Here is a 21,694-nt window from a genome sequence, read left to right as displayed (position 1 = left end):
GCGACCCATCGGGGATGAATCCCCTCACCACAAGGGCTCTCAGACTCCAGCATTACACTGGAGCCAATTCAGATTACTTGACGTTGCTCGGAGTAGCACCTTCAGCCACACCCAGGTCATCTTCCGGACGGGTATCGGCGATACCGCGACCGCCCGAAGCCAGCTCGGATTGCAGCACGTCGGTGTCCAGCTCTTTCACCCACTTGGCAACCACGATGGTCGCCACGGCGTTGCCGACCAGATTGGTCAGGGCGCGGGCTTCGGACATGAAGCGGTCGATACCGAGGATCAGCGCCAGACCGGCCACCGGCAGGTGACCGACCGCCGACAGAGTGGCGGCCAGCACGATGAAGCCCGAACCGGTCACACCGGCGGCACCTTTGGAAGACAGCAGCAACACCACCAGCAGGGTGATCTGATGGGTGATGTCCATGTGCGTGTCGGTGGCCTGAGCAATGAACACTGCAGCCATGGTCAGGTAGATCGCGGTACCGTCGAGGTTGAACGAGTAACCGGTCGGGATCACCAGACCCACGACGGATTTCTTCGCGCCCAGACGCTCCATCTTGATCAGCATGCGTGGCAGTACCGATTCCGAGGACGAGGTACCGAGTACGATCAGCAGTTCTTCACGGATGTAGCGGATCATCTTCAGCACGCTGAAGCCGTGCATGCGGGCGATGGCACCCAGCACGATCAGGATGAAGGCCAGGCAGGTGATGTAGAAGCAGGCCATCAGTTGACCCAACTGCACCAGCGAGCCGACACCGTAAGCACCGATGGTGAACGCCATCGCGCCGAAGGCACCGATTGGCGCGAGCTTCATGATCATGTTGATGATGTTGAACATCACGTGGGCGAAGCGATCGATGAAGTCGAGGATCGGACGGCCATAGTCACCCAGGCGATGCAGGGCGAAACCGAAGATCACCGAGAACATCAGCACTTGCAGGATGTCACCGGTGGCGAACGCGCCGACGATGGTGGTCGGGATCACGTTGAGCAGGAAGCCGACTACGCTCTGGTCTGCGCCTTGCTGCACGTAGGTCGCGACTTTCGAGGCGTCGAGGGTGCTGACGTCGATGTGCATGCCGTTGCCCGGCTGCACGATGTTGACCACGATCAGGCCGACCAGCAGGGCGATGGTCGAAACGATTTCGAAGTACAGGAGTGCATAACCGCCGGTCTTGCCGACCGACTTCATGCTTTGCATGCCAGCGATGCCGCTGACTACGGTGCAGAAGATGATCGGGGCAATGATCATTTTGATCAGCTTGATGAACCCGTCACCCAGTGGCTTTACCGCCACACCGAACTGCGGGTAGTAGTGACCAAGGGCAATACCGATGATGATCGCGACGATCACCTGGAAATACAGAGATTTGTACAGTGGCTGACGAGTCGTCATTGCAAGTGTCCTCAAGCGTCCCGCGGGCAACATCCATCTGTTGGGCGCAGAACCTGAATTGCGAACCCTCCTGCACTGGAGGGATTTGTTGTTCGAGCAGCGCTTTTCCCTCGGGATAAACGCACGCTTCTGTCGCTCTTATCGCAAACGCCGTGCCACTTTGGTGCAATTCGCTGCAAGCCTTTTGATATCAGGGGATGCAGAGTATTTTTTGTCACTGCCCGGTGACGCCAGTGTGGCGGATTTCCGCCAAGTCAGCGGCTCTCGTCCTACAATTTGGCGGAAATCCGCCTTGTTGCCCTGCGCATGCCCCGGCTACCATCCGGCGCTTGAGGAAGGATCTGCCGCTTATGCGCGAACGTACCATCGCCAGTCATTTCGCCCGCGCCGCCCTCGGTGGCGCGCGCCGTTCGGGGTTCGACTATGCGCCGCTGCTGCAGCAACTGGGCATCAGTCCCGAGTTGCTCGATGAACCCCGGGCGCGAATTGCACCGGAGCAATTCACCCAACTGATCCAGAGCCTGTGGCTGGCGCTGGATGATGAGTACCTGGGCTTCGGCAACGCGCCAAGCAAACCCGGCAGCTTCGCGATGATGTGCCACGCGCTGATCCACTGCCGCAATCTGGAGAAGGCACTGCAACGCGGTTTATTGTTTTATAGCCTATTCCCCGAGGCTCCGCGCCTGAGCCTGAGCCGCGAAGACGAATGGGTACGCCTGAGCCTTGATGACTCGCAGTTATGGGACCCGGATCACTTTCTCAGCGAGAGCCTGCTGGTGATCTGGCATCGCCTCGGCAGTTGGCTGATCGGCCAGCGGATTCGTCTGGAGCAGGCCACCGTCAGTTACCCGAAACCGGCGCACGGTGCCGAGTACGACCTGTTATTCCCCTGCCCTTTGGTGTTTTCCGCCCAGCAGAGCAGCCTGCTGTTTCACAGTCGCTATCTACACATGCCGCTGTTGCAGGACGAACGCACCCTCAAGCACTTTCTCGAACGCTCACCCGCCGACCTGCTATCGCGCCCGGACGACGGCGACAGCCTCAGCAGTCGCCTGCGCCGCTTGCTCAGCCGCGACAGTGCGCAGTGGCCGGACCTCGAAGCGGTGGCCGCGCAGCTGCACATCAGCCCGCAAACCCTGCGTCGGCATTTGCGTGAGGAAGGCAGCAGTTTTCAGGAGTTGAAGGATCAGTTGCGCCGCGACATCGCGATTTATCACCTGGGCCGGGCGGACCTGTCGTTGCAACAGATTGCCGAGCAGTTGGGGTTTTCCGAGCCCTCGGCGTTTCACCGGGCGTTCAAGAAATGGACCGGGCTGACGCCGGGGGCGTATCGGGCGCAGGAGCAGTGAGGCTTTAACGTCAAAAGCCCCTCACCCTAACCCTCTACCGGAGGGAGAGGGGACTGGATGGGGGAAGCTCGATAAATACGCCGACCTGAAAGCTCTCTGCTGAATCCATATTCGAGGCAAATCACTCAGGTCGATCATTTTCTGGAGACACTTAGGTCAGTTCCCTCTACCTCTGGGAGAGGGCTAGGGTGAGGGCAACTTCCAATTAAACCGCAGGAAACTGAATCCTGAACGCCGCCCCGCCCATCGGCGAATCCCCGAGCATCAGCTTGGCGTTGTAGCTTTCGATGATGTCCTTGACCACCGCCAGCCCGATGCCCTGCCCCGGGTGCTGACGATCCAGACGTTCGCCGCGCTCGAGGATCCGCGCGCGCTGATTCGGCGGCACGCCGGGGCCGTCGTCTTCGATACACAATTCGATACCGGCCAGGCTCTCACGCACGCTGATGCGCACTTCGCCCAGGCACAGGCGATAGGCGTTTTCCAGCAGGTTGCCCATCATCTCCAGCAGCGCGCCCTGCTCGATCGGCACGTAGCAGTGCTCCGGCAGATCAAACGCCACCCGCACGTGTTTGTCGCGGTAGACCTTGTCCAGCGTGTCGCACAGGCTTTTGAGTACCGGTTGCAGTCGCACTTGATGGCGCACCAGGCCGCTTTTGCGCAGGCTGGCGCGCTGCAGTTGATAGCTGATCTGCTGGCTCATGCGCTCGATCTGGGTTTGCAGCACCCAGGCTTGATCGCGATCTTCCGGGCGTTGGGCCATGTCTTCACTGACCCCTTGCAGTACCGCCAACGGGGTTTTCAGGCTGTGCGCCAGATCATCGAGGGAGTCACGGTAGCGGCTGCGCTGCTGGCGCTCACTGTGCAGCAGACGGTTGAGCGAGCCGGTCAGGCGCAGCAGTTCGCGCGGGTGTTGTTCGCTGAGGCTTTCGCGAGTGCCGCTTTCGATTTCATCGAGCTCCTGACTCAACCGGCGCAAGGCTTTCAAACTCCAGGTCAGGCCAATCCACAACAGCGCAAGCAAGACAAACAGTGCAGCACCAAAGCCCAGATAAAGGTTGTCGCGCAGGCCTTCGAGCGTCGATTCGTACTCGTGCACCGGTTGCAGGGTCACAAAGCTGAATGCCGCACTCTTGCCCCCGAGCAACTTGACTTCGACGTCGTAGACAAAAAATTCCTGACCGCTGGCCTGGCGAATCCGCGCGAACTCATTGCCCATGCCGTCGTAACGCGGCTTGTAGTTGATCTGCCCTTCTTCTGTGCCCTTGGAGCGCCAGACCAGATGCCCCTCGCGATCATAGATGTAGCCCAGCAGACGCCCGTCAGTAAGGTTGAATCGCTCGTCAGGCAACTGCGCCGGCATCTGCAGGCGACCGTTCTCGATACGTGCCGCCGAAATCAGCGTGGTCACATCCGAGGCCAGGCGCTGCTCGATCGAGTCCTGCAATGCCAGGCTGAACGCGCCTTGCATGGCCGGCAGCAAGCCAAGCATGAACAACACCGCCAACGTGGTGGCGGCGAGCATCAAACGAACGCGAAGAGAACGAATCAAGTGCAGCGCTCATTGAACAGGTAGCCGAGACCGCGCACGGTGTCGATCGGTTTGAACCCGCCCGGTCCTTCGAGCTTGCGGCGCAGGCGGCCGACCAGCACTTCGATCACGTTCGGATCGCGCTCGTCGTCATCCGGATAGAGCTGCTCCATCAGGCGATCCTTGGGCACCACTTGCTGGTGGTGGCGCATGAGGTATTCGAGGATGCGGTATTCGTAGGCAGTCAGCGCCAGCGGCTCTGCATCCAGCGATGCCTGCTTGCGATTGAGGTCCAGCAACAGCGGTCCGGCGACGATGGTGGACTGGGTGAAGCCGCTGGAGCGACGCAGCAAGGCGTTGAGTCGCGCCTCGAGTTCTTCGAACTGGAACGGCTTGACCACGTAGTCGTCGGCACCGGCCGCCAGGCCTTCGACCTTGTCTTGCCAGTTGCCGCGCGCGGTGAGGATCAGGATCGGAAAGGTCTTGCCGGTCGAGCGCAACTGCCGGATCAAGTCCAGACCGCCCATGCCTGGCAGGCCGAGGTCGATGACCGCCAGATCGAAGTTGAACTGTCCGGTCTGGTACAGCGCCTCTTCGGCATTGGCCACGGACTCGACCACGTGACCGCTCTCCGTCAGGCGGGTTTGCAGGTGATGGCGCAACAGCGCTTCATCTTCGACGACCAACAGTTTCATAACGCTCTCCCGGGCAAATCAAAAAGCTCCAACGTCAACAGCATACTTGTGAGGGCGAGTCTGCTCGCGAAGGCGACGGCACAGGCGACAACTTTCTCATTGCTGTTCGATAGGCTGCAAGGTTAGCAAGCCGCCCCTGTACCTGCCCTGAACACTCGGTGAACCTGCACTGAATCAAATCGACTAGGCTGTCCTGACCACTTTCGATAAGGAGACCGACCATGCGCCTGTTCCTCGCCCTCGCCTTGCTCACCGCCAGCAGTCTGGCCAACGCCGCGATCAAGACCCAGGAGATTCCCTACCAGAGTGCCGACGGCACCAAACTGATCGGCTACTACGCCTACGACGACGCGATCAAGGGCAAACGCCCTGGAGTCGTCGTGGTGCATGAATGGTGGGGCCTTAACGATTACGCCAAACGTCGCGCCCGCGATCTCGCCGAACTGGGCTACAGCGCGCTGGCGATCGACATGTACGGCGAAGGCAAGAACACTGAGCACCCGAAAGATGCGATGGCGTTCATGCAAGCCGCGACCCAGGATGCCGCGGCCTCCAGCAAACGTTTCGAGGCCGGGTTGAACCTGCTGAAAAAGCAGCCGCAGACCGACGTCAATAAAATCGGCGCCATCGGTTACTGCTTCGGCGGTGGCGTGGTGCTCAACGCCGCGCGTCAGGGCGAGCCGCTGGCGGGCGTGGTGAGTTTCCACGGTGCGCTGGCGACCACCACCCCGGCGACGCCCGGCAGTGTGAAGGCAAAGGTTCTGGTCGAGCACGGTGCGCTGGACAGCATGGTCACCCCGGACAACGTCACCGCATTCAAATCCGAGATGGACAAGGCCGGCGCCGACTACACATTCGTCAGCCTCGACGGCGCCAAGCATGGTTTCACCAATCCGGATGCCGATCGTTTGAGCCACGGCGATCATGGTGGCCCGGATATCGGTTACAACAAGGCGGCCGATGAAAAATCCTGGGCGGACATGAAGGCGTTCTTCCAGAAAATCTTTGGCTGATCCACATCCACCCTGTAGGAGCTGCCGAAGGCTGCGATCTTTTGATCTTAAAAAAGCAAGATCAAAAGATCGCAGCCTTCGGCAGCTCCTACAGGATTAGCGCCGCCAGATACAGGATTTGGCTCTACCCAGCATCCGCGCCAACCGGCAAAATGCCCGCCATGAATTCCAGCCCGCCCCTCCCCGCCTGCTGCACCCCGCTCGACGCCCATTGGCCGTTGCCCAACGTGTTGCCCGAGACCGTGCTGCTCAGTACCCGTTTCGACCCGAAGCAACTGCTCGGCGATGACTTCCAGCGCAGCGCCATCGAGCCGCCGCCGAGCATTCAGCGCTCGGTGGCCAAACGGCAGGCCGAGTTTCTTGCCGGACGAATCTGCGCCCGGGCTGCGCTGCAGCAACTGGAAGGCTCAAACGTGATTCCGGCGATTGGCGAAGACCGCGCACCGGTGTGGCCGGCGCACATCTGCGGCTCGATCACTCACAGCACCGGACACGCGGCGGCGATTGTCGCCAACAAGCGGCACTGGCGCGGCTTGGGCATGGATCTGGAAAACCTGCTCGAGACCGAGCGCGCCGAACGCCTGGCCGGGGAGATTCTGACGCCGCCGGAGCTGCAACGCATGGCCGCCGGTGCGCGGGAACAACTGGCGTTGTGCGTGACCCTGACGTTTTCGGTGAAAGAGAGCCTGTTCAAGGCGCTGTACCCGATTGTGCAGAAGCGTTTCTACTTCGAGCACGCCGAGGTGCTGGAGTGGACGGAGCAGGGTCAGGTCCGGTTGCGTTTGCTGACTGACTTGTCTGGCGAATGGCGTCATGGCACCGAGCTGGAAGCGCAATTTGGTGTGCAGGATGGGCAGTTGTTGAGTCTGGTCAGCATTCCGGCCTGAGGATTTTTCGGCGACTGTTGCACCGCCTTCGCGAGCAAGCCCGCTCCCACCCTTGAAATACATTCCCCTGTGGGAGCGGGCTTGCTCGCGAAGGCGCCATTTCTGCTAACGCAAAACTCAGCGGCGCTCCTGATTCCTCGGCCAACTCAGACTGAAACAAGCCCCACCCAGACTCTTGCTCTTGTTGATCAGCGCCCGACCGTCATGCCAGTGAATGATCCGCCGCACAATCGACAGCCCCAGCCCATGCCCACCAGAGGCCCGGGTGCGGCTGTCATCCAGACGCAGGAACGGCGTGAAGATCCGCTCCCACGCCGACTCCGGCACACCCGGCCCGTCATCCTCGACATCGACCCGGCAGCGCAACTGCCCGACCTGATAACTCACCGTGACGTTAGAGCGTGCATGGCGCATCGCGTTGCTCACCAGATTCTGCAACGCGCGGTGCAGGAAGCGCGGCTCGGCTTCGACCCAGGCGCCATCGTTGTCCGCCGCTGACAGGCACAACCCGCGCTGCACCGTGACCTCGGCACGCAACGGCGCCAGTTCTTCAATCACCTGATTGACCAGCGCATCGAGGTCGATGCGTTGAAAAGTCAGCGATGGCGAACCCTGTTCCAGCCGCGCGTAAGTGAGCATTTCATCCACCAGCTTATCGAGATCCTCGATGTCGTGATCCATGCCCTCGCGGTATTTTTCCAGCGCCTGCGGGGTGGTGGCCGAGCCGATCATTTCCAGACCGAAACGCAGGCGCGCCACGGGTGTACGCAATTCATGGGACACCGCGCGCACCAGCTCGCGCTGGATCGCCAGCAACTGCTGCAAGTGCTCGGCCATGCCGTTGAACGCTGCAGCCAGTCGCCCGACCGAGTCAGCTCCGCGGGCCGGCACGCGGGTTTCCAGGCTGCCCTTGGCGATGCGTGTGGCCGCGGCTTCGAGTCCGCGCAGACGTCGTTCGAGCTGACGCACCAGCAGATATACGATCAGACCGATCAAGGTCAGGCCCAGGGCAGCGATCAACACCAGCCATTGCGGCGGATACGGATTCATCTGATACAGCGGGCCGATCTCCAGCACCCACGGCGTACCGACCATGCCGGCAAACACCCGGATCGAATCCCCGCCCTTGCCAAGCGCCATCACCGTATCGCCCTCGGACACTCGGCGGCTCTGGTCTTCGTCCATGTCGGCCTCGTTGACCGTGACCAGTCGCAGATCAAAACCGAAGCCTTTCTCTTCCTTTAACTGCGCCAGTCGTTTGGGCTGTTCGCTCACCGGGAAGCGCACTAGCTCATCGGCCAGCAGATAAATAGTCGCGCGCGCCAGTTGCTCGCTGATCTGCTGCACGTCGCCGGTGAGCACCAATTGTTCTTTATCACTGACCAGTCGATAGACCCGCGCCGCATGCGGGCCGGTCTGCTCTACCAAGGCCTGACCGCGCTGCACCCGGGCGCGCTGAGAGAGATCCAGATCGGTCTCGGAAAACTTCTTCAGCGCCAGCGGAATCCCCAGCAGACGCTCCCAGACCAACAACGCCCGGTGGCGCTCGGTTTCGTTCATCGGTTGCAGGTTGTCGGCCATCAGCGAGAACGTGCCGTGGGCCAGGCGCTCGCGGTATTGCTCGCTGCGCACCTGATTGAGCAGGTGCAGCGCCAGCACACCAAGCACCGCCACCAGAATCAGCGCCGCGCACATGCCGCCATAGATGCGCAGGAAGATCGAGTTCACAGCGCCAGATCCACACAGGCTTCAGGGACGAACAGGTAGCCTTTGCTACGGATGGTCTTGATCAGGCGCGGATGGTCGGGGTCATCGCCAATCTTCGGGCGAATGCGCGAGATGCGCACATCGATCGAGCGGTCCTGACCGTCATAGCCGATGCCGCGCAACGCAGTGAAGATTTCTTCGCGAGAGAGGATTCGCCCGGCGTTCGACACCAACAGCCAGAGCAGGTCGAATTCGGCACTGGTCAGTTCGATGCCGCTGTCGCTGAGCCAGGCTTCGCGCAGGGCGTTGTCCACCACCAGCGGGCCGAATTGCAGGCGACGGCTTTTTTCCGCGATCGGTTCGGCGCTGTCACTGCGTCGCAGCAAGGCCTGAATCCGCGCCAGCAACAGCCGTGGACGCACCGGTTTGCACACGTAATCGTCAGCGCCGAGGTCGAGACCCTGAATCTGGTCAGCATCGTCGGTGCGCGCGGTGAGCATCAGGATCGGCCCGTCGTAACGATCGCGCACCTTGCGGCAAATGCTCAGGCCGTCTTCACCGGGCAGCATCAGGTCGAGGATCACCAGGTCCGGCTGCTCCTTGATGATCCGCGCCGCCGCCAGCGCGCCGTTGCCTTCGATCTCCACGCGCAATCCATTGGCTTGCAGGTATTCGCGGGTGAGTTCGGCCAGACGCTGGTCGTCCTCGACTATCAATACCTGCCAGGCTTCTTGCTCCACCGGTGACCTCTGCTTGCTGTTTTTATTAATAAGGAAGAATGCTCGGCCTGACTCAATTCCCCTGTGGGAGCGGGCTTGCTCGCGAAGACGGCGGCATGGTCAACATGGAAATTGCCTGACCCGCCGCTTTCGCGAGCAAGCCCGCTCCCACATTTTTCCCGTCTTTTTGTCATCTTTCGGGAGGATAAGAATGGGTAAACACTGCCCGATTGTATAAACGGCGTACAGCCAGAACACAAGTCGGCAAATGCGTTCGGACAAGGCGGTTTTTTGTGGTAGGGTTCGCGCCCTTAAAAATCCGCTGAAGCGTTTTTCCCGAGTGAAAAACAGTGACAAACGGTCTAACTCAGCAGGTTCGCGGCCTACACGCGAATCAGCCCTTTCGCACACAATTTACGCACAGGTTTATCCACAGGCTATACGTTGCAATACTCCCCCAAAACGCATTATCTTGTAGCCCGTGCGTAAAAAAACCCTACATGTAGGGGTTTTCGCAAAAAACCAAACACAAACCGGACAGTGAATTCAAGGCTTTTTATTGCCATTGTCGGGTTGAACCAAACGTATTTTCGAAAGCCCAAACCGCGCCTGCGGATGGCTACCGTTTTTCAGTCGACCACGACGATAACGGTACGGGTGTTGCAGTGACGAATCTGCTCCCCGAAAGGAATGCGGTCTCACGCGTATCGCGCGAACCGAAGACTTCGGCATGGAAGCGGCGCTCACAAGGCCCCCTTCCTGAACTGTCCCGAAGTCGTTATGCCCGGCGCGTGCCGGTTGTAGTGCTTCAGGACGGAACGGTGGGCACCTTGATGGTGCCCAAACAAACATAGAGAACGTGGAGACACCCATGCAAACCGACACAACTCGCGAGAACCCGCAGGGCACCTTGCCGCAGGCCGCCGATTCGAATTCGGATCTGGCCGCCACCGCGCCTGGTCAACTGCGCGTGATCAAGCGTAATGGCACTGTCGTTCCTTACACCGATGACAAGATCACCGTCGCTATCACCAAAGCGTTTCTCGCAGTTGAGGGCGGCACCGCTGCCGCTTCGTCGCGAATCCACGACACCGTTGCGCGCCTGACCGAACAGGTCACCGCGACCTTCAAGCGTCGCATGCCGTCGGGCGGCACCATCCACATCGAAGAGATCCAGGACCAGGTCGAACTGGCCCTGATGCGTGCCGGCGAGCAGAAAGTCGCTCGTGACTACGTGATCTACCGTGACGGCCGCTCGAAAGAACGCGCAGCCCATGCGCCGGTAGAAGCTGCGGTCGACGCGCACCCGTCGATCCGTATCACCCGTGCCGACGGTAGCCTCGCGCCGCTGGACATGGGCCGCCTGAACACCATCGTTACCGAAGCCTGCGAAGGCCTGGCTGAAGTCGATGGCGACCTGATCCAGCGCGAAACCCTGAAAAACCTGTACGACGGCGTGGCCCTGAACGACGTCAACACCGCACTGGTGATGACCGCGCGTACCCTGGTTGAACGTGAACCGAACTACTCGTTCGTCACCGCCCGCCTGCTGATGGACACCCTGCGTGCCGAAGGCCTGGGCTTCCTGGGTGTGGCCGAGAGCGCCACTCACCACGAGATGGCCGACCTGTACGCCAAGGCACTGCCGGCTTACATCGCCAAAGGTATCGAGTTCGAACTGCTGAACCCTGTGCTGGCCACCTTCGACCTGGAAAAACTGGGCAAGGCGATCAACCACGAGCGCGATCAGCAATTCACCTACCTGGGCCTGCAGACCCTGTACGACCGTTACTTCATCCACAAGGATGGCGTGCGTTTCGAACTGCCGCAGATCTTCTTCATGCGCGTGGCCATGGGCCTGGCGATCGAAGAGAAGCAGAAAGAAGACCGTGCGATCGAGTTCTACAACCTGCTGTCGTCCTTTGACTACATGGCTTCGACTCCGACCCTGTTCAACGCCGGTACCCTGCGTCCACAGCTGTCGAGCTGCTACCTGACCACCGTTCCGGACGACCTGTCGGGCATCTACCACGCGATTCACGACAACGCCATGTTGTCGAAATTCGCTGGCGGCCTGGGCAACGACTGGACCCCTGTGCGTGCACTGGGTTCGTACATCAAGGGCACCAACGGCAAGTCGCAAGGCGTGGTTCCGTTCCTGAAAGTAGTGAACGACACCGCCGTAGCCGTTAACCAGGGTGGCAAGCGCAAAGGCGCTGTGTGTGCCTACCTGGAAACCTGGCACATGGACATCGAAGAGTTCATCGAACTGCGCAAGAACACCGGTGATGATCGTCGTCGTACCCACGACATGAACACCGCCAACTGGATCCCTGACCTGTTCATGAAGCGTGTCTTCGATGACGGCAAGTGGACCCTGTTCTCGCCTTCCGAAGTGCCGGACCTGCACGATCTGACCGGCAAAGCCTTCGAAGAGCGCTACGAGTACTACGAAGCCCTGACCGAGTACCCGGGCAAGGTCAAGCTGTTCAAGACCATCCAGGCCAAAGACCTGTGGCGCAAAATGCTCTCCATGCTGTTCGAAACCGGCCACCCATGGCTGACTTTCAAGGATCCGTGCAACCTGCGTAGCCCGCAGCAGCACGTCGGCGTGGTTCACAGCTCGAACCTGTGCACCGAGATCACCTTGAACACCAACAAGGACGAGATCGCCGTTTGCAACCTGGGCTCGATCAACCTGCCGAACCACATCGTCGACGGCAAGCTGGACACCGCCAAGCTGCAACGCACCGTAAACACCGCCGTGCGCATGCTCGACAACGTGATCGACATCAACTACTACTCGGTGCCGCAAGCGAAGAACTCCAACTTCCGCCACCGTCCGGTCGGTCTGGGCATCATGGGCTTCCAGGACGCGCTGTACCTGCAGCACATCCCTTACGGTTCCGACGCTGCCGTCGAGTTCGCCGACAAGTCGATGGAAGCGGTCAGCTACTACGCGATCCAGGCGTCCTGCGACCTGGCCGACGAGCGTGGTGCTTACGAGACCTTCAACGGTTCGCTGTGGTCCAAAGGCATCCTGCCACTGGATTCGCAACAGATCCTGATCGAGCAACGTGGCCAGAAGTACATCGACGTTGACCTGAACGAAACCCTGGACTGGGCACCGGTTCGCGCCCGTGTACAGAAAGGCATTCGTAACTCCAACATCATGGCCATCGCACCGACCGCGACCATCGCCAACATCACTGGCGTATCGCAGTCGATCGAACCGACCTACCAGAACCTGTATGTGAAATCGAACCTGTCGGGCGAATTCACCGTGATCAACCCGTACCTGGTTCGCGACCTCAAGGCTCGCGGTCTGTGGGACTCGGTCATGATCAACGACCTGAAGTACTACGACGGTTCGGTTCAGCAGATCGAGCGCATCCCGCAAGAACTCAAAGAGCTCTACGCGACCGCGTTCGAAGTGGACACCAAGTGGATCGTTGACGCGGCCAGCCGTCGTCAGAAGTGGATCGACCAGGCCCAGTCGCTGAACCTGTACATCGCCGGTGCCTCGGGCAAGAAGCTCGACGTGACCTACCGCATGGCCTGGTACCGTGGTCTGAAAACCACTTACTACCTCCGTGCCCTGGCTGCGACCAGCACCGAGAAGTCGACCATCAACACCGGCAAGCTGAACGCTGTTTCCAGCGGCGGCAACCACGGCGATGATTCGGTTCTGGCCGCTCCGGCAGGTCCGGCACCAGTGCCAAAGGCTTGTGCGATCGACGAGCCGGATTGCGAAGCTTGCCAATAAGCTGAGCCGGGTCAGGCGTCGCGAGACGCCTGATGCTTCCAGACAAAAGAAACCCCCGACAGACTTCTGGTTTGTCGGGGGTTTTCTTTTGTCTGCCATTTATGTGCAGGAGCTGTCGAGTGAAACGAGACTGCTGAAGTGATTATGTGAATCTGGCGGAGATTGGTCGGCTCACAGGCCGCTATCGCTGGCAAGCCCGCTCCCACAGGGATTGAGTACACCGGCAAGAGATTGGTCGGCTGTCAGACCGCCTTCGCGAGCAAGCCCGCTCCCACAGGGATTGAGTACACCGGCAAGAGATTGGTCGGCTGTCAGGCCGCGATCGCCCGCAGGCTGGCTCCTACAATTCAGAAAGCGTACAGCCCATGCGGCAAAGCCGCCCCACTCAACAGGATGAGCGCAAGCTCGGCTGCAGCTTTTGATCTTCAAAGCCCGTCGGCAGGCTGAGTGGAGGGATTTATCCGGGGGCGGGAGCGTAGCGACCGTTTGGCGAAGCCAAACACATCGAGAGGAGGTGCAGCGAAGCAAACCGGAGGCGATGCGCCCGGATCGATCCCGGAGCGAAGGAACCCGAGCCTAAGCGAGGGCCGAACGTTGGGGCCAAGCGTTTTGGTTACTTTTGGGCGTCTGCAAAAGTGACTCGCCGTAAGGGCGAAACCCTAAGTAGCTGTTACCGCAGCAACGGATAAGCCCACAAAACAATAGCCCACAAAAAAGCCCCTCAAAAAGAGGGGCTCCCTTGCACAACCAGAAACCGCAATCAGGTCATCTGAATGATGGTTTGCATGATGGTGCTCTGGGTCGAAATGGTCTTGGCGTTCGCCTGATAGTTGCTCTGGCCCTTGATCAGGTCCACCAGCTCGTTGGTCAGGTTAACGTTCGACTCTTCCAGCGAGTTGGATACCACCTCACCCAAGGTCCCGGTTTTCGGCGCGTCGTAGCCCGGAATACCGGAAGCGAAGGTCTCTTTCCAGCTGGTACCACCGATAGCCTGCAGGCCCTGTTCGTTGGTGAAGCTGGCCAGCGCAACCTGGCCGATGGCCTTGCTCTGGTTGTTGCTGAAGTTGGCGAACAGGGTACCGGTGCCATCAATGGTCAGGTTGGTGATCTGGCCAGTGGCGTAACCATCCTGAGTCGGGATCGAACGGGCGGTATCGGCGTTGTACTGGGTGGTCTGAGCCATCGAAATGGTGATGCCTGCCGGGTTCGCGGCTGCACCATTAGGCTTGAATGTACCGTTGATCACATTACCCGGGACCCAGCCACTGAGCTTGAGGTCACTGCTGATCACCGGACCCGGCAGAGTGCTGACCTGAGTCAGCTTGCCAGCGGAGTCAAACGTCATGGTCGAAGGTGTCGGCGCGGTGACCTTCGGATCGCTACCGGTAGCGTCCGGATTACGACCGTCTACCAGGGTGTAGACCTTCCAGGTGTTGGCACCGGTCTTGACCACGTACTGATCCATCGGGTGCATGTTGCCCTGACTGTCATAGATCGGCGTGCTGAACGATTTGGTGTAGGTCGCGAGGTTGTTCGGATCGAACTTGCCGGCGGGCACTGTGTCGTCGATTACTGGAGCGGTCGAGTCCAGGTTGATGGTCGAGGTCACCAGCGAGGTGGACTTCGGCGCCAGGTTGGAAGTGTCGATCTTCAGGTCAGTCAGCACACCATTGATGATCTTGCCGTTGGCATCCACACCGTAACCCTGCAGGCGCGAGGTGTAGTCGGTGTTGGTGATGTAACCAGCGTTGTCGACCTTGAAGGTACCGGCACGGGTATAGGAAACCGAACCGTTGTTGCTCATGGTGAAGAAACCGGAACCGTTGATACCCATGTCCAGCACGTTACCGGTGTTGTTGATGTCACCCTGGGTGAACTGCTGAGAAACGTTGGCCAGGCGTACACCGTTACCGATGACCTTGCTGCCACTGCCCAGACGGGTCGACGAGTAAACGTCTTCGAATTCTGCACGGGACGATTTGAAACCGGCGGTCGCGACGTTGGCGATGTTGTTGCCGGTCACGTCCAGTTGTTTGTTGGCTGCATAGAGACCGCTAAGGCCGATATTGAAAGACATATTCCACTCCTTTGTGCCGGTTAGTCGGCTCTATATACCAATGGTTTGTACTTTGGACAGGGCGACGGTGCCCTTGCCGGACAGGTTGAGCATCAGCTCGCCACCGGTCTGGCTGATGGTCACGCTGTTGACCGTGGCTGGCAGGTAGGTCGCCATATCGGTCGCGGTGCCATTGATCGAGGCGTTGGCTTTGACGGTATAGGTACCGGTCTTCACCAGATTGCCGTCCTTGTCCTTGCCGTCCCAGGTGAAGCTCGCGCTGCCTGCGGCGCGACTGCCCAGATCGATGGTGCGAACCACCGTGCCGCTGCTGTCGGTAATGCTGACCGTGCCACCGGCAATCGACGACGGCACGGTGACCGAACCGGTCATGCCTTTGCTTGGGTCGTCCAATTGCACGGTGTTGGTCTGCACGATCACGTTACGGCCAACCAGCGACGACGCCTGCAGGGCTTGCGAGGAGCTGTAGTTGCCGGCCAGCGAACTGACGGTGCTGTTGAGGGTGGTGATGCCCTCAAGGCTGCTGAACTGCGCCAACTGCGCTACGAAAGCGCTGTTGTCCTGCGGATCAAGCGGGTTCTGGTTTTTCAGCTGGGTGACCAGCAGTTGCAGGAACGCATCCTTGCCCAGGGCTTTGCCGCCAGTGGCGCTGTTGGTGGCCGAAGCAATGCCACCGGTGGTCGAACTGCTCGTTTTCTTCGAGGAGTTCGCCAGGATGTCATTCATGCTCAGGCTGCTGGTGGTATCGGTAACACTCATGGCAGTCGCCCCTTATTACTGACCGAGGGTCAGTACCTTCTGCATCATGGTTTTGGCGGTGTTCATCATTTCGGCGTTGGTCTGGAACGACCGGCTCGCGGAAATCATGTCAGCCATTTCTTCCACCACGTTGACGTTCGGGTAGTAGACGTAGCCCTTGGCGTCGGCGGCCGGATGGTTCGGCTCGTAACGCGCTTCGAGGTTGCTCTGGTCTTCGACCACGCCGAGTACCTGCACGCCCTGCCCTGCGGCGTCCTGGCTCTGGAACAGCGAGTTGCTGCCAGTGTTCTGGCCGCCCTGGAACATGGTGGCGAACACCGGGTGACGGGCGCGGTAGGTCTGGTCGATGCTCGACGAAACGGTTTCGGCGTTGGCGATGTTCGAAGCCACGGTGTTCAGACGCGTGGTTTGTGCGCTCATGCCGCTGCCGGCAATGTTGAAAACGCTGGACAGGGACATGGATTACTCTCCGCGCAGGGCTGACACCAGCCCTTTGAATTTGCTGTTGAGCAGAGTGAAGCTGGCCTGGAAGCCGACCGCGTTTTCCGCGTAGTTCGACTGCTCAAGCTGAGCGTCAACGGTGTTCTGGTCGATCGAAGGCTGCATCGGCGTGCGATACATCAGCGACTCGTCGCCATTGCCCAGGCCTTCAGCTTCGATGTGACGGCTGTTGGTCATGTTCAGGGCGATGGTGCCGTTGGCGTTCTTCTGGGTCTGTGCTTCAAGCACTTTGGAGAAGTCCAGATCCCGAGCCTTGTAGTTCGGGGTATCGGCGTTGGCGATGTTGTTGGCCAACACTTCGGCACGCTGGGCGCGGAAGCCCAGTGCCTTTTCGTGAATGCCGAGCGCTTTATCGAAGCTGATGCTCATGTCGGGAACCTTCGGGTGACCGGTTTTTCGTACCTGAGCTTTAGCAAGCGCCGTGCCAAACAGAACAACCCCCATAAACCGGGGCTTTGCGAGGAGCCGGCAAAGCGGCAATGCCAGAAAAGCGGCAACCGGTTTCCGCTGGCTGCCGCTTTTCTGCCGCTTGCGTGCTCTCGCCGACACCGGACAACTGTGGGAGCGGGCTTGCTCGCGAAAGCGTCATCTAAGTCAGTATTTGTTTTCCTGACACACCGCCTTCGCGAGCAAGCCCGCTCCCACAGGGGATTTGTGGTGTGTGAGGGAGATAATTCAGGCACAAAAAAACGGGAGCCCCCAAGGACTCCCGTTTCTCGTGTTGCCGATGCAATCACTTCGCCTGGTAAATGATCCCCGGGCTGCACTGGACCATCTGGTAATGATCCGGCAGACCGTTCAGCGCTTCGGACGCGCCAAGGAACAGGTACCCGCCCGGCTTCAGCGTGCTGTGAATGCGCAACAGGATGTCTTTCTTCACCTCGGCGGAGAAGTAGATCAGCACGTTGCGGCAGAACACGATGTCGAACTTGCCCAGACTCGCGTAGCTGTCGAGCAGGTTGAACGAACGGAATTCCACCCGGTTCTTGATCGGCGCCTTGATCACCCAGCGCCCCGGCCCTTTCGGGTCGAAGTAGCGCTGCAGACGATCGGCAGACAGACCGCGACCGATCGCCAGGCTGTCGTACTCGCCGGTCTTGCAGTTGGTCAGCATGCTGCCGGACAAGTCCGTGGCAACGATCTGCACGCCCATCTTCAACTGACCGAGGTTGCTGCGCTCGAACTCGTCGATCGACATCGACAGCGAATACGGTTCCTGACCCGACGAGCACGCCGCCGACCAGATCCGCAGACGCTGGTTGGGACTGGCCTTGATTGCCTCGGGCAGCACCTTGTTCTTCAAGACTTCAAACGGATAGGTGTCCCGAAACCACAGGGTTTCGTTGGTCGTCATGGCATCGACCACCTGCTCGCGCAAACCGCTGCGCGGCTGGGTCTGGATGCGCTGTACCAGCTCACCCAGGGACTTGATGCCTTGCTGCTCCATCAGTTTGTTGAGACGGCTCGAGACCAGGTACTGCTTGTTTTCACCGAGCAAAATGCCACAGGCTTTTTCCAGGAAGACCCGGAATTGTTCGAAATCCAAATTACCCGTAGACAATGATGCCGCCTCTTAAATCGTGTTGACCGCCAGGGACAAAAGGTCCCTAGCTGATATCTGCTGCTTTGATCCGGTCGACTACCCGGGATGCCAGGTCATCAGGACGGAATTTGGCCAGGAAGTCATCGGCACCGACTTTCTTGACCATCGCCTGATTGAATACCCCCGACAACGAAGTATGCAGGATGATATGAAGCTTTTGCATGCGCGGGTCGCTGCGGATCTCCGCCGTCAGGGTGTACCCGTCCATCTCCGGCATCTCGATGTCGGAAATCATCATCAGGAACTCTTCTTCCGGCTTCTTGCCCTCTTCGACCAGCTTGCGCAGGTAATCCAGCGCCTGCTTGCCGTCGTTCAGCGCCACCACTTCAACCCCGATCGTCTGCAGGCAACGCGTGACCTGCTTGCGCGCCACCGACGAGTCATCGACCGTCAGCACCCGCAGCGACAACGCCTTGCTCTGGGTCTCAACATCGACCACACCGACCGAAATCGCCTCGGGCGTCGGCGCCACTTCCGCCAGCACCTTCTCGACATCGATGATTTCGACTAACTGATTGTCGACCCGAGTCACAGCCGTCAGGTAGTGATCGCGCCCCGTGCCCTTGGGCGGCGGATGGATCTCTTCCCAGTTCATGTTGACGATGCGCTCCACCGAGCGAACCAGGAAACCCTGGGTCTTGGTGTTGTACTCCGTGATGATCACGAACGGACTGTTCTTGTCTTTCAACGCCCCGGAACCGGTCGCCATTGCCAGATCAAGGATCGGAATGGTCGCCCCCCGGATATTCGCCACCCCGCACACGACAGGACTGGACTTGGGCATCAACGTCAGCGACGGGCATTGCAGCACTTCCCGCACCTTGAACACGTTGATGCCGTAGAGCTGCTGACCGTCAAGACGGAACAACAACAGCTCCAGGCGATTCTGCCCTACCAGTTGCGTGCGCTGGTTCACCGAATCCATTACACCAGCCATGCCCAGACTCCTACACCAACGCCAAGTGTTGTTGCGACGCACATTCATTGCTAAACGGCACGGCGCTTGCTTTTTAACTCGTATGAACGCTCAAACGATATTTTTCCGACGCCTGACCTCCCGCACCCGCAAAGCGCTGTGCGCGGTGTCTGCCGTCTGCTTCTTCTTCGCTGGCAGCCCTGCCGGTGCTGATACGGTTACCTTGCCTGACATGCTTATCGGCGTCACCCAAGGCTTTCTTGAGTTCACCGTAGAAGACTATCTGGCTACCAGTCAAACGGAAGGCCGCTACGAAATCGAGGTCAACCAGCTCGACCCGCGTATGCGCATGCCTATGTGCGACAAGGAATTGACAGCGTCGCTGGAGAGTCCGGCCCGTCCGCTGGGCCGGGTAACGGTCAAGGTCCGGTGCGAGGGAAGCTCGCCGTGGACGGTGTTCGTGCCCGCTCAAGTCCGCCTGTTTCGCGAGATTGTCACCACCACCCGCCCGCTGAAACGCGCCGGAATTATCGAGCCGCAGGATGTGACCTTGCGTGAACGCGACATCAGCCAGATCAATCAGGGTTTCCTGACGTCGGTGGATGAAGCCATCGGGCAGAAATTGACCCGACCAACGGTCGCCGATCAGGTGATTACCCTGGTGCATCTGGAACAGGCTGAAGTGGTGCGCAAGGGTGATCAGGTGGTCATCATCGCCCGCAGCGGTACGCTCGCTGTGCGCATGCCCGGCGAAGCCCTGGCCAATGGCGGTTTGAAAGAACAGATCCGGGTGAAAAACCTCAATTCCAACCGGGTGATCAAGGCGCAGGTCATCGCGCCGGGTCAGGTGGAAGTGGCCATGTAAAACGCTCAGGCAGAAAACTGGCGCCGGCCTCGATGCTTCCCTAAACTGTGCCGCAGCAGAACACGCTTCGGCACATGCAGCTCATTGCAAAGTGAGCCTAAAGTTTTCCAGGGAATGGCCGAGAACATGGCAAGCGTCCAAATTCCCAGAGGTTTTTAACATGGTCATCGATTTCAGCCGTTTGAACAGCTCCTCGTCACTTACGGGCAGTACACGTACCAGCAACGCCAAGGAAACCGCCGAATCCGGCACCTCCGCGCCGCTGAATACCCAGGCCGAAACGGCCAGTACCGCAAAAAGCGGGGAATCGGTACACCTCAGCAATGAGGCTCAACAGTTGCAGAAGGTCACTGACAAGCTGCGCGATCAGCCTGCCGTCGACAAAGCCCGGGTGGCCGAGTTGAAAGCAGCGATTGCCGATGGCAGCTATAAAGTCGACAGCAACCGTGTAGCCAGCAAACTGCTCAACTTCGAAGCCCAGCGCTAGGCTTTTGCCGGCGCCAGGCTTTTGGACGCTTAAAACCCAAGGCCAGCCATGCACGACACTAATTTATTGCAACTGATCACCGACGACTTTGCTCCAGCTCAACAATTGCTGGAGTTACTGCAAACCGAGTCCCTCGCTTTGCACGGTCGTGACATGCCTTTGCTCGAAGACATTCTGGCGCGCAAACAGGCATTGATCATTTTGCTTGAACAGCATGGCCGCAAGCGCAGCGAAATCCTCGCCAGCCTCAACCTGCCGCTCGACCGTCAGGGCCTGGAGCAACTGGCCAGCCACTCGAGCATTGGCGACCAGTTGCTGGCCCAGAGCGACGTGTTGACCGACCTGATTGCCCAGTGCCAGGCGGCCAACGTCAAGAACGGCCAGTCGATCCAGATTCAGCAGGCCGCCACGGCCAATCAGCTGAAAATCCTCACCGGGGGCGAGCCGCCAGCGTTGTATGACGCCTCGGGCACTTTCGCCAAACCCACCAAGCCGCGTACGCTCAGCCAGGCGTGAGCCATTCGATGTGCCTGCACTATCAACCCGCGAAACATGCTGGCAAAATGCTGGCTAGTCGTAGTCAAATTTTGTCTGGAGATTGAGAAAACGTGCCAAACGCCCTAAGCGCGGATGATAGTCCGCAGCCACCAAAGGTGCTGACCACGCCCCTGGAAATCTCCAGCAACCTGCGCCAGCTGCAAGAAAGCCACGATCCACTGATCATCACGTTCCACGAGCGCAGCCAGCGTTTCCAGAGCTACCTGATCAAGGTCGACCGCGAAACCGCAACGATTGCCCTGGACGAAATGATCCCGCGCGATGGCGAGCGTTTTCTGCTGGCGGGCGAACCGTTCAAGGTCGAAGGCTTCCACGAGGGCGTGCGCATCGCCTGGGAATGCACCGGTAAGCTGAACATTGAAGAGTCCGAGGGCGATCGCTTCTATACCGGCGAACTGCCGACCGAAGTCGTTTACCACCAGCGCCGCAACGCCTTTCGCGCAGCCCTCAAGCTGACCGATCTGGTCAGCGTCGAACTCGGCGGCGAAAAGCTCAAGGCGCCAATCAACGGCAAACTGCTGGATATTTCCGCCACCGGTTGCAAGCTGCGCTTTGAAGGCGACATCACCGACCGCCTGCAACTGGGCCAGGTCTATGACCGCATGATCGCCACCCCGCTGTTTGGCAATCAACCCATCTCGGTCGAACTGCGCTATCTGCACTTCGAAGAAAAGCTCAACATCACCTTCGCTGGTCTGCGTTTCCACAACATCAGCGGCCAGGCGGCGCGCAACGTCGAACGCTTCGTCTATCAGTTGCAGCGTGAAGCACGTCGGTTCGATAAAGACGATCTGTGATTCGTACAGGCAAATAGAAAGGGCAGCCCCTCGCGGGACTGCCCTTTTCTATTTCC

Annotated in this window: 19 protein-coding genes; 8 read left to right on the top strand and 11 right to left on the bottom strand. The window is 59.5% G+C overall.

From position 1 onward, the window contains the following. Nucleotides 1-73: 73 nt before the first annotated feature. The gene (locus tag J1G18_RS19310; RefSeq protein WP_027612291.1) at nt 74-1,408 is read right to left on the bottom strand and encodes a dicarboxylate/amino acid:cation symporter; all 1,335 of its coding nucleotides are present in this window, start codon (nt 1,406-1,408) and stop codon (nt 74-76) included. A gap of 350 nt (nt 1,409-1,758) precedes the next feature. On the opposite strand from J1G18_RS19310, the gene J1G18_RS19305 reads away from it, so the two are divergent. Continuing rightward, the gene (locus J1G18_RS19305) at nt 1,759-2,757 is read left to right on the top strand and encodes an AraC family transcriptional regulator (protein WP_223008288.1); all 999 of its coding nucleotides are present in this window, start codon (nt 1,759-1,761) and stop codon (nt 2,755-2,757) included. A gap of 205 nt (nt 2,758-2,962) precedes the next feature. Here J1G18_RS19305 and J1G18_RS19300 read toward each other — a convergent pair whose 3' ends face one another. Further along, a complete protein-coding gene (locus J1G18_RS19300) occupies nt 2,963-4,309 on the bottom strand; it encodes an ATP-binding protein (RefSeq protein ID WP_223008287.1) in 1,347 nt (448 codons plus the stop codon). Beyond that, complete coding sequence (locus tag J1G18_RS19295; RefSeq protein WP_134787108.1) at nt 4,306-4,983, bottom strand: response regulator transcription factor; 678 nt, start codon at nt 4,981-4,983, stop codon at nt 4,306-4,308. Before J1G18_RS19295 ends, J1G18_RS19300 begins: the two co-directional genes overlap by 4 nt. Nucleotides 4,984-5,204: 221 nt before the next feature. On the opposite strand from J1G18_RS19295, the gene J1G18_RS19290 reads away from it, so the two are divergent. Together J1G18_RS19290 and J1G18_RS19285 are read left to right on the top strand one after the other, a co-directional pair. Further along, entirely contained in the window at nt 5,205-5,996 is a 792-nt protein-coding gene (locus J1G18_RS19290; RefSeq protein ID WP_135296360.1) for a dienelactone hydrolase family protein, read from the top strand. Between the two features lie 161 nt (nt 5,997-6,157). After that, nucleotides 6,158-6,883 (top strand): 4'-phosphopantetheinyl transferase, encoded by a 726-nt coding sequence (locus tag J1G18_RS19285; RefSeq protein WP_223008286.1) that lies wholly within the window; start codon nt 6,158-6,160, stop codon nt 6,881-6,883. A gap of 117 nt (nt 6,884-7,000) precedes the next feature. On the opposite strand, the gene J1G18_RS19280 is transcribed toward J1G18_RS19285, so the two are convergent. Beyond that, a complete protein-coding gene (locus J1G18_RS19280; protein WP_223008285.1) occupies nt 7,001-8,611 on the bottom strand; it encodes an ATP-binding protein in 1,611 nt (536 codons plus the stop codon). Then, on the bottom strand, nt 8,608-9,330 hold the full coding sequence (locus tag J1G18_RS19275) for a response regulator (RefSeq protein WP_098965100.1): 723 nt from the start codon (nt 9,328-9,330) through the stop codon (nt 8,608-8,610). Before J1G18_RS19275 ends, J1G18_RS19280 begins: the two co-directional genes overlap by 4 nt. 850 nt (nt 9,331-10,180) lie before the next feature. Between J1G18_RS19275 and J1G18_RS19270 the strand changes: the two genes are divergently transcribed. After that, complete coding sequence (locus J1G18_RS19270; RefSeq protein ID WP_095137143.1) at nt 10,181-13,075, top strand: ribonucleoside-diphosphate reductase subunit alpha; 2,895 nt, start codon at nt 10,181-10,183, stop codon at nt 13,073-13,075. 760 nt (nt 13,076-13,835) lie between these two features. Here the strand turns inward: J1G18_RS19270 and flgE are convergent. The 6 genes from flgE to J1G18_RS19240 all read right to left on the bottom strand — a co-directional run bounded on the left by flgE (nt 13,836) and on the right by J1G18_RS19240 (nt 18,952). Beyond that, nucleotides 13,836-15,152 carry a flagellar hook protein FlgE gene (flgE, locus tag J1G18_RS19265; protein ID WP_098965102.1) on the bottom strand — a complete coding sequence of 439 codons (1,317 nt, stop codon included), beginning with the start codon at nt 15,150-15,152 and terminating at the stop codon, nt 13,836-13,838. Between the two features lie 30 nt (nt 15,153-15,182). After that, nucleotides 15,183-15,911: a flagellar hook assembly protein FlgD gene (gene flgD / locus J1G18_RS19260; RefSeq protein WP_223008284.1), complete on the bottom strand. Its 729-nt coding sequence runs from the start codon at nt 15,909-15,911 to the stop codon at nt 15,183-15,185. 15 nt (nt 15,912-15,926) lie between these two features. Next, a complete protein-coding gene (gene flgC / locus J1G18_RS19255) occupies nt 15,927-16,370 on the bottom strand; it encodes a flagellar basal body rod protein FlgC (protein WP_007963049.1) in 444 nt (147 codons plus the stop codon). 3 nt (nt 16,371-16,373) lie between these two features. Further along, the gene (gene flgB, locus J1G18_RS19250; protein ID WP_007917581.1) at nt 16,374-16,781 is read right to left on the bottom strand and encodes a flagellar basal body rod protein FlgB; all 408 of its coding nucleotides are present in this window, start codon (nt 16,779-16,781) and stop codon (nt 16,374-16,376) included. Nucleotides 16,782-17,145: 364 nt separating this feature from the next. Beyond that, nucleotides 17,146-17,973 (bottom strand): protein-glutamate O-methyltransferase CheR, encoded by an 828-nt coding sequence (cheR, locus tag J1G18_RS19245; protein WP_007963053.1) that lies wholly within the window; start codon nt 17,971-17,973, stop codon nt 17,146-17,148. A gap of 46 nt (nt 17,974-18,019) precedes the next feature. Further along, nucleotides 18,020-18,952: a chemotaxis protein CheV gene (locus tag J1G18_RS19240; RefSeq protein ID WP_095137138.1), complete on the bottom strand. Its 933-nt coding sequence runs from the start codon at nt 18,950-18,952 to the stop codon at nt 18,020-18,022. Between the two features lie 82 nt (nt 18,953-19,034). Between J1G18_RS19240 and flgA the strand changes: the two genes are divergently transcribed. The 4 genes from flgA to J1G18_RS19220 all read left to right on the top strand — a co-directional run bounded on the left by flgA (nt 19,035) and on the right by J1G18_RS19220 (nt 21,638). Further along, nucleotides 19,035-19,796, top strand: a complete 762-nt coding sequence (gene flgA / locus J1G18_RS19235; RefSeq protein ID WP_223008283.1) for a flagellar basal body P-ring formation chaperone FlgA — start codon at nt 19,035-19,037, stop codon at nt 19,794-19,796. 160 nt (nt 19,797-19,956) lie between these two features. Next, nucleotides 19,957-20,283, top strand: a complete 327-nt coding sequence (gene flgM, locus J1G18_RS19230; protein ID WP_007917589.1) for a flagellar biosynthesis anti-sigma factor FlgM — start codon at nt 19,957-19,959, stop codon at nt 20,281-20,283. A gap of 48 nt (nt 20,284-20,331) precedes the next feature. Further along, entirely contained in the window at nt 20,332-20,799 is a 468-nt protein-coding gene (locus J1G18_RS19225; protein ID WP_007963060.1) for a flagella synthesis protein FlgN, read from the top strand. 92 nt (nt 20,800-20,891) lie between these two features. Continuing rightward, a complete protein-coding gene (locus J1G18_RS19220) occupies nt 20,892-21,638 on the top strand; it encodes a flagellar brake protein (RefSeq protein WP_134787111.1) in 747 nt (248 codons plus the stop codon). Nucleotides 21,639-21,694: the final 56 nt, after the last annotated feature.

Origin of the sequence: Pseudomonas sp. MIS38 (genome assembly GCF_019891575.1) — a bacterium.
Lineage (GTDB): Bacteria > Pseudomonadota > Gammaproteobacteria > Pseudomonadales > Pseudomonadaceae > Aquipseudomonas > Aquipseudomonas putida_A.
Note: the sequence above shows the minus strand (reverse complement) of the source record. Positions and strands in the feature narration are given on the sequence as shown.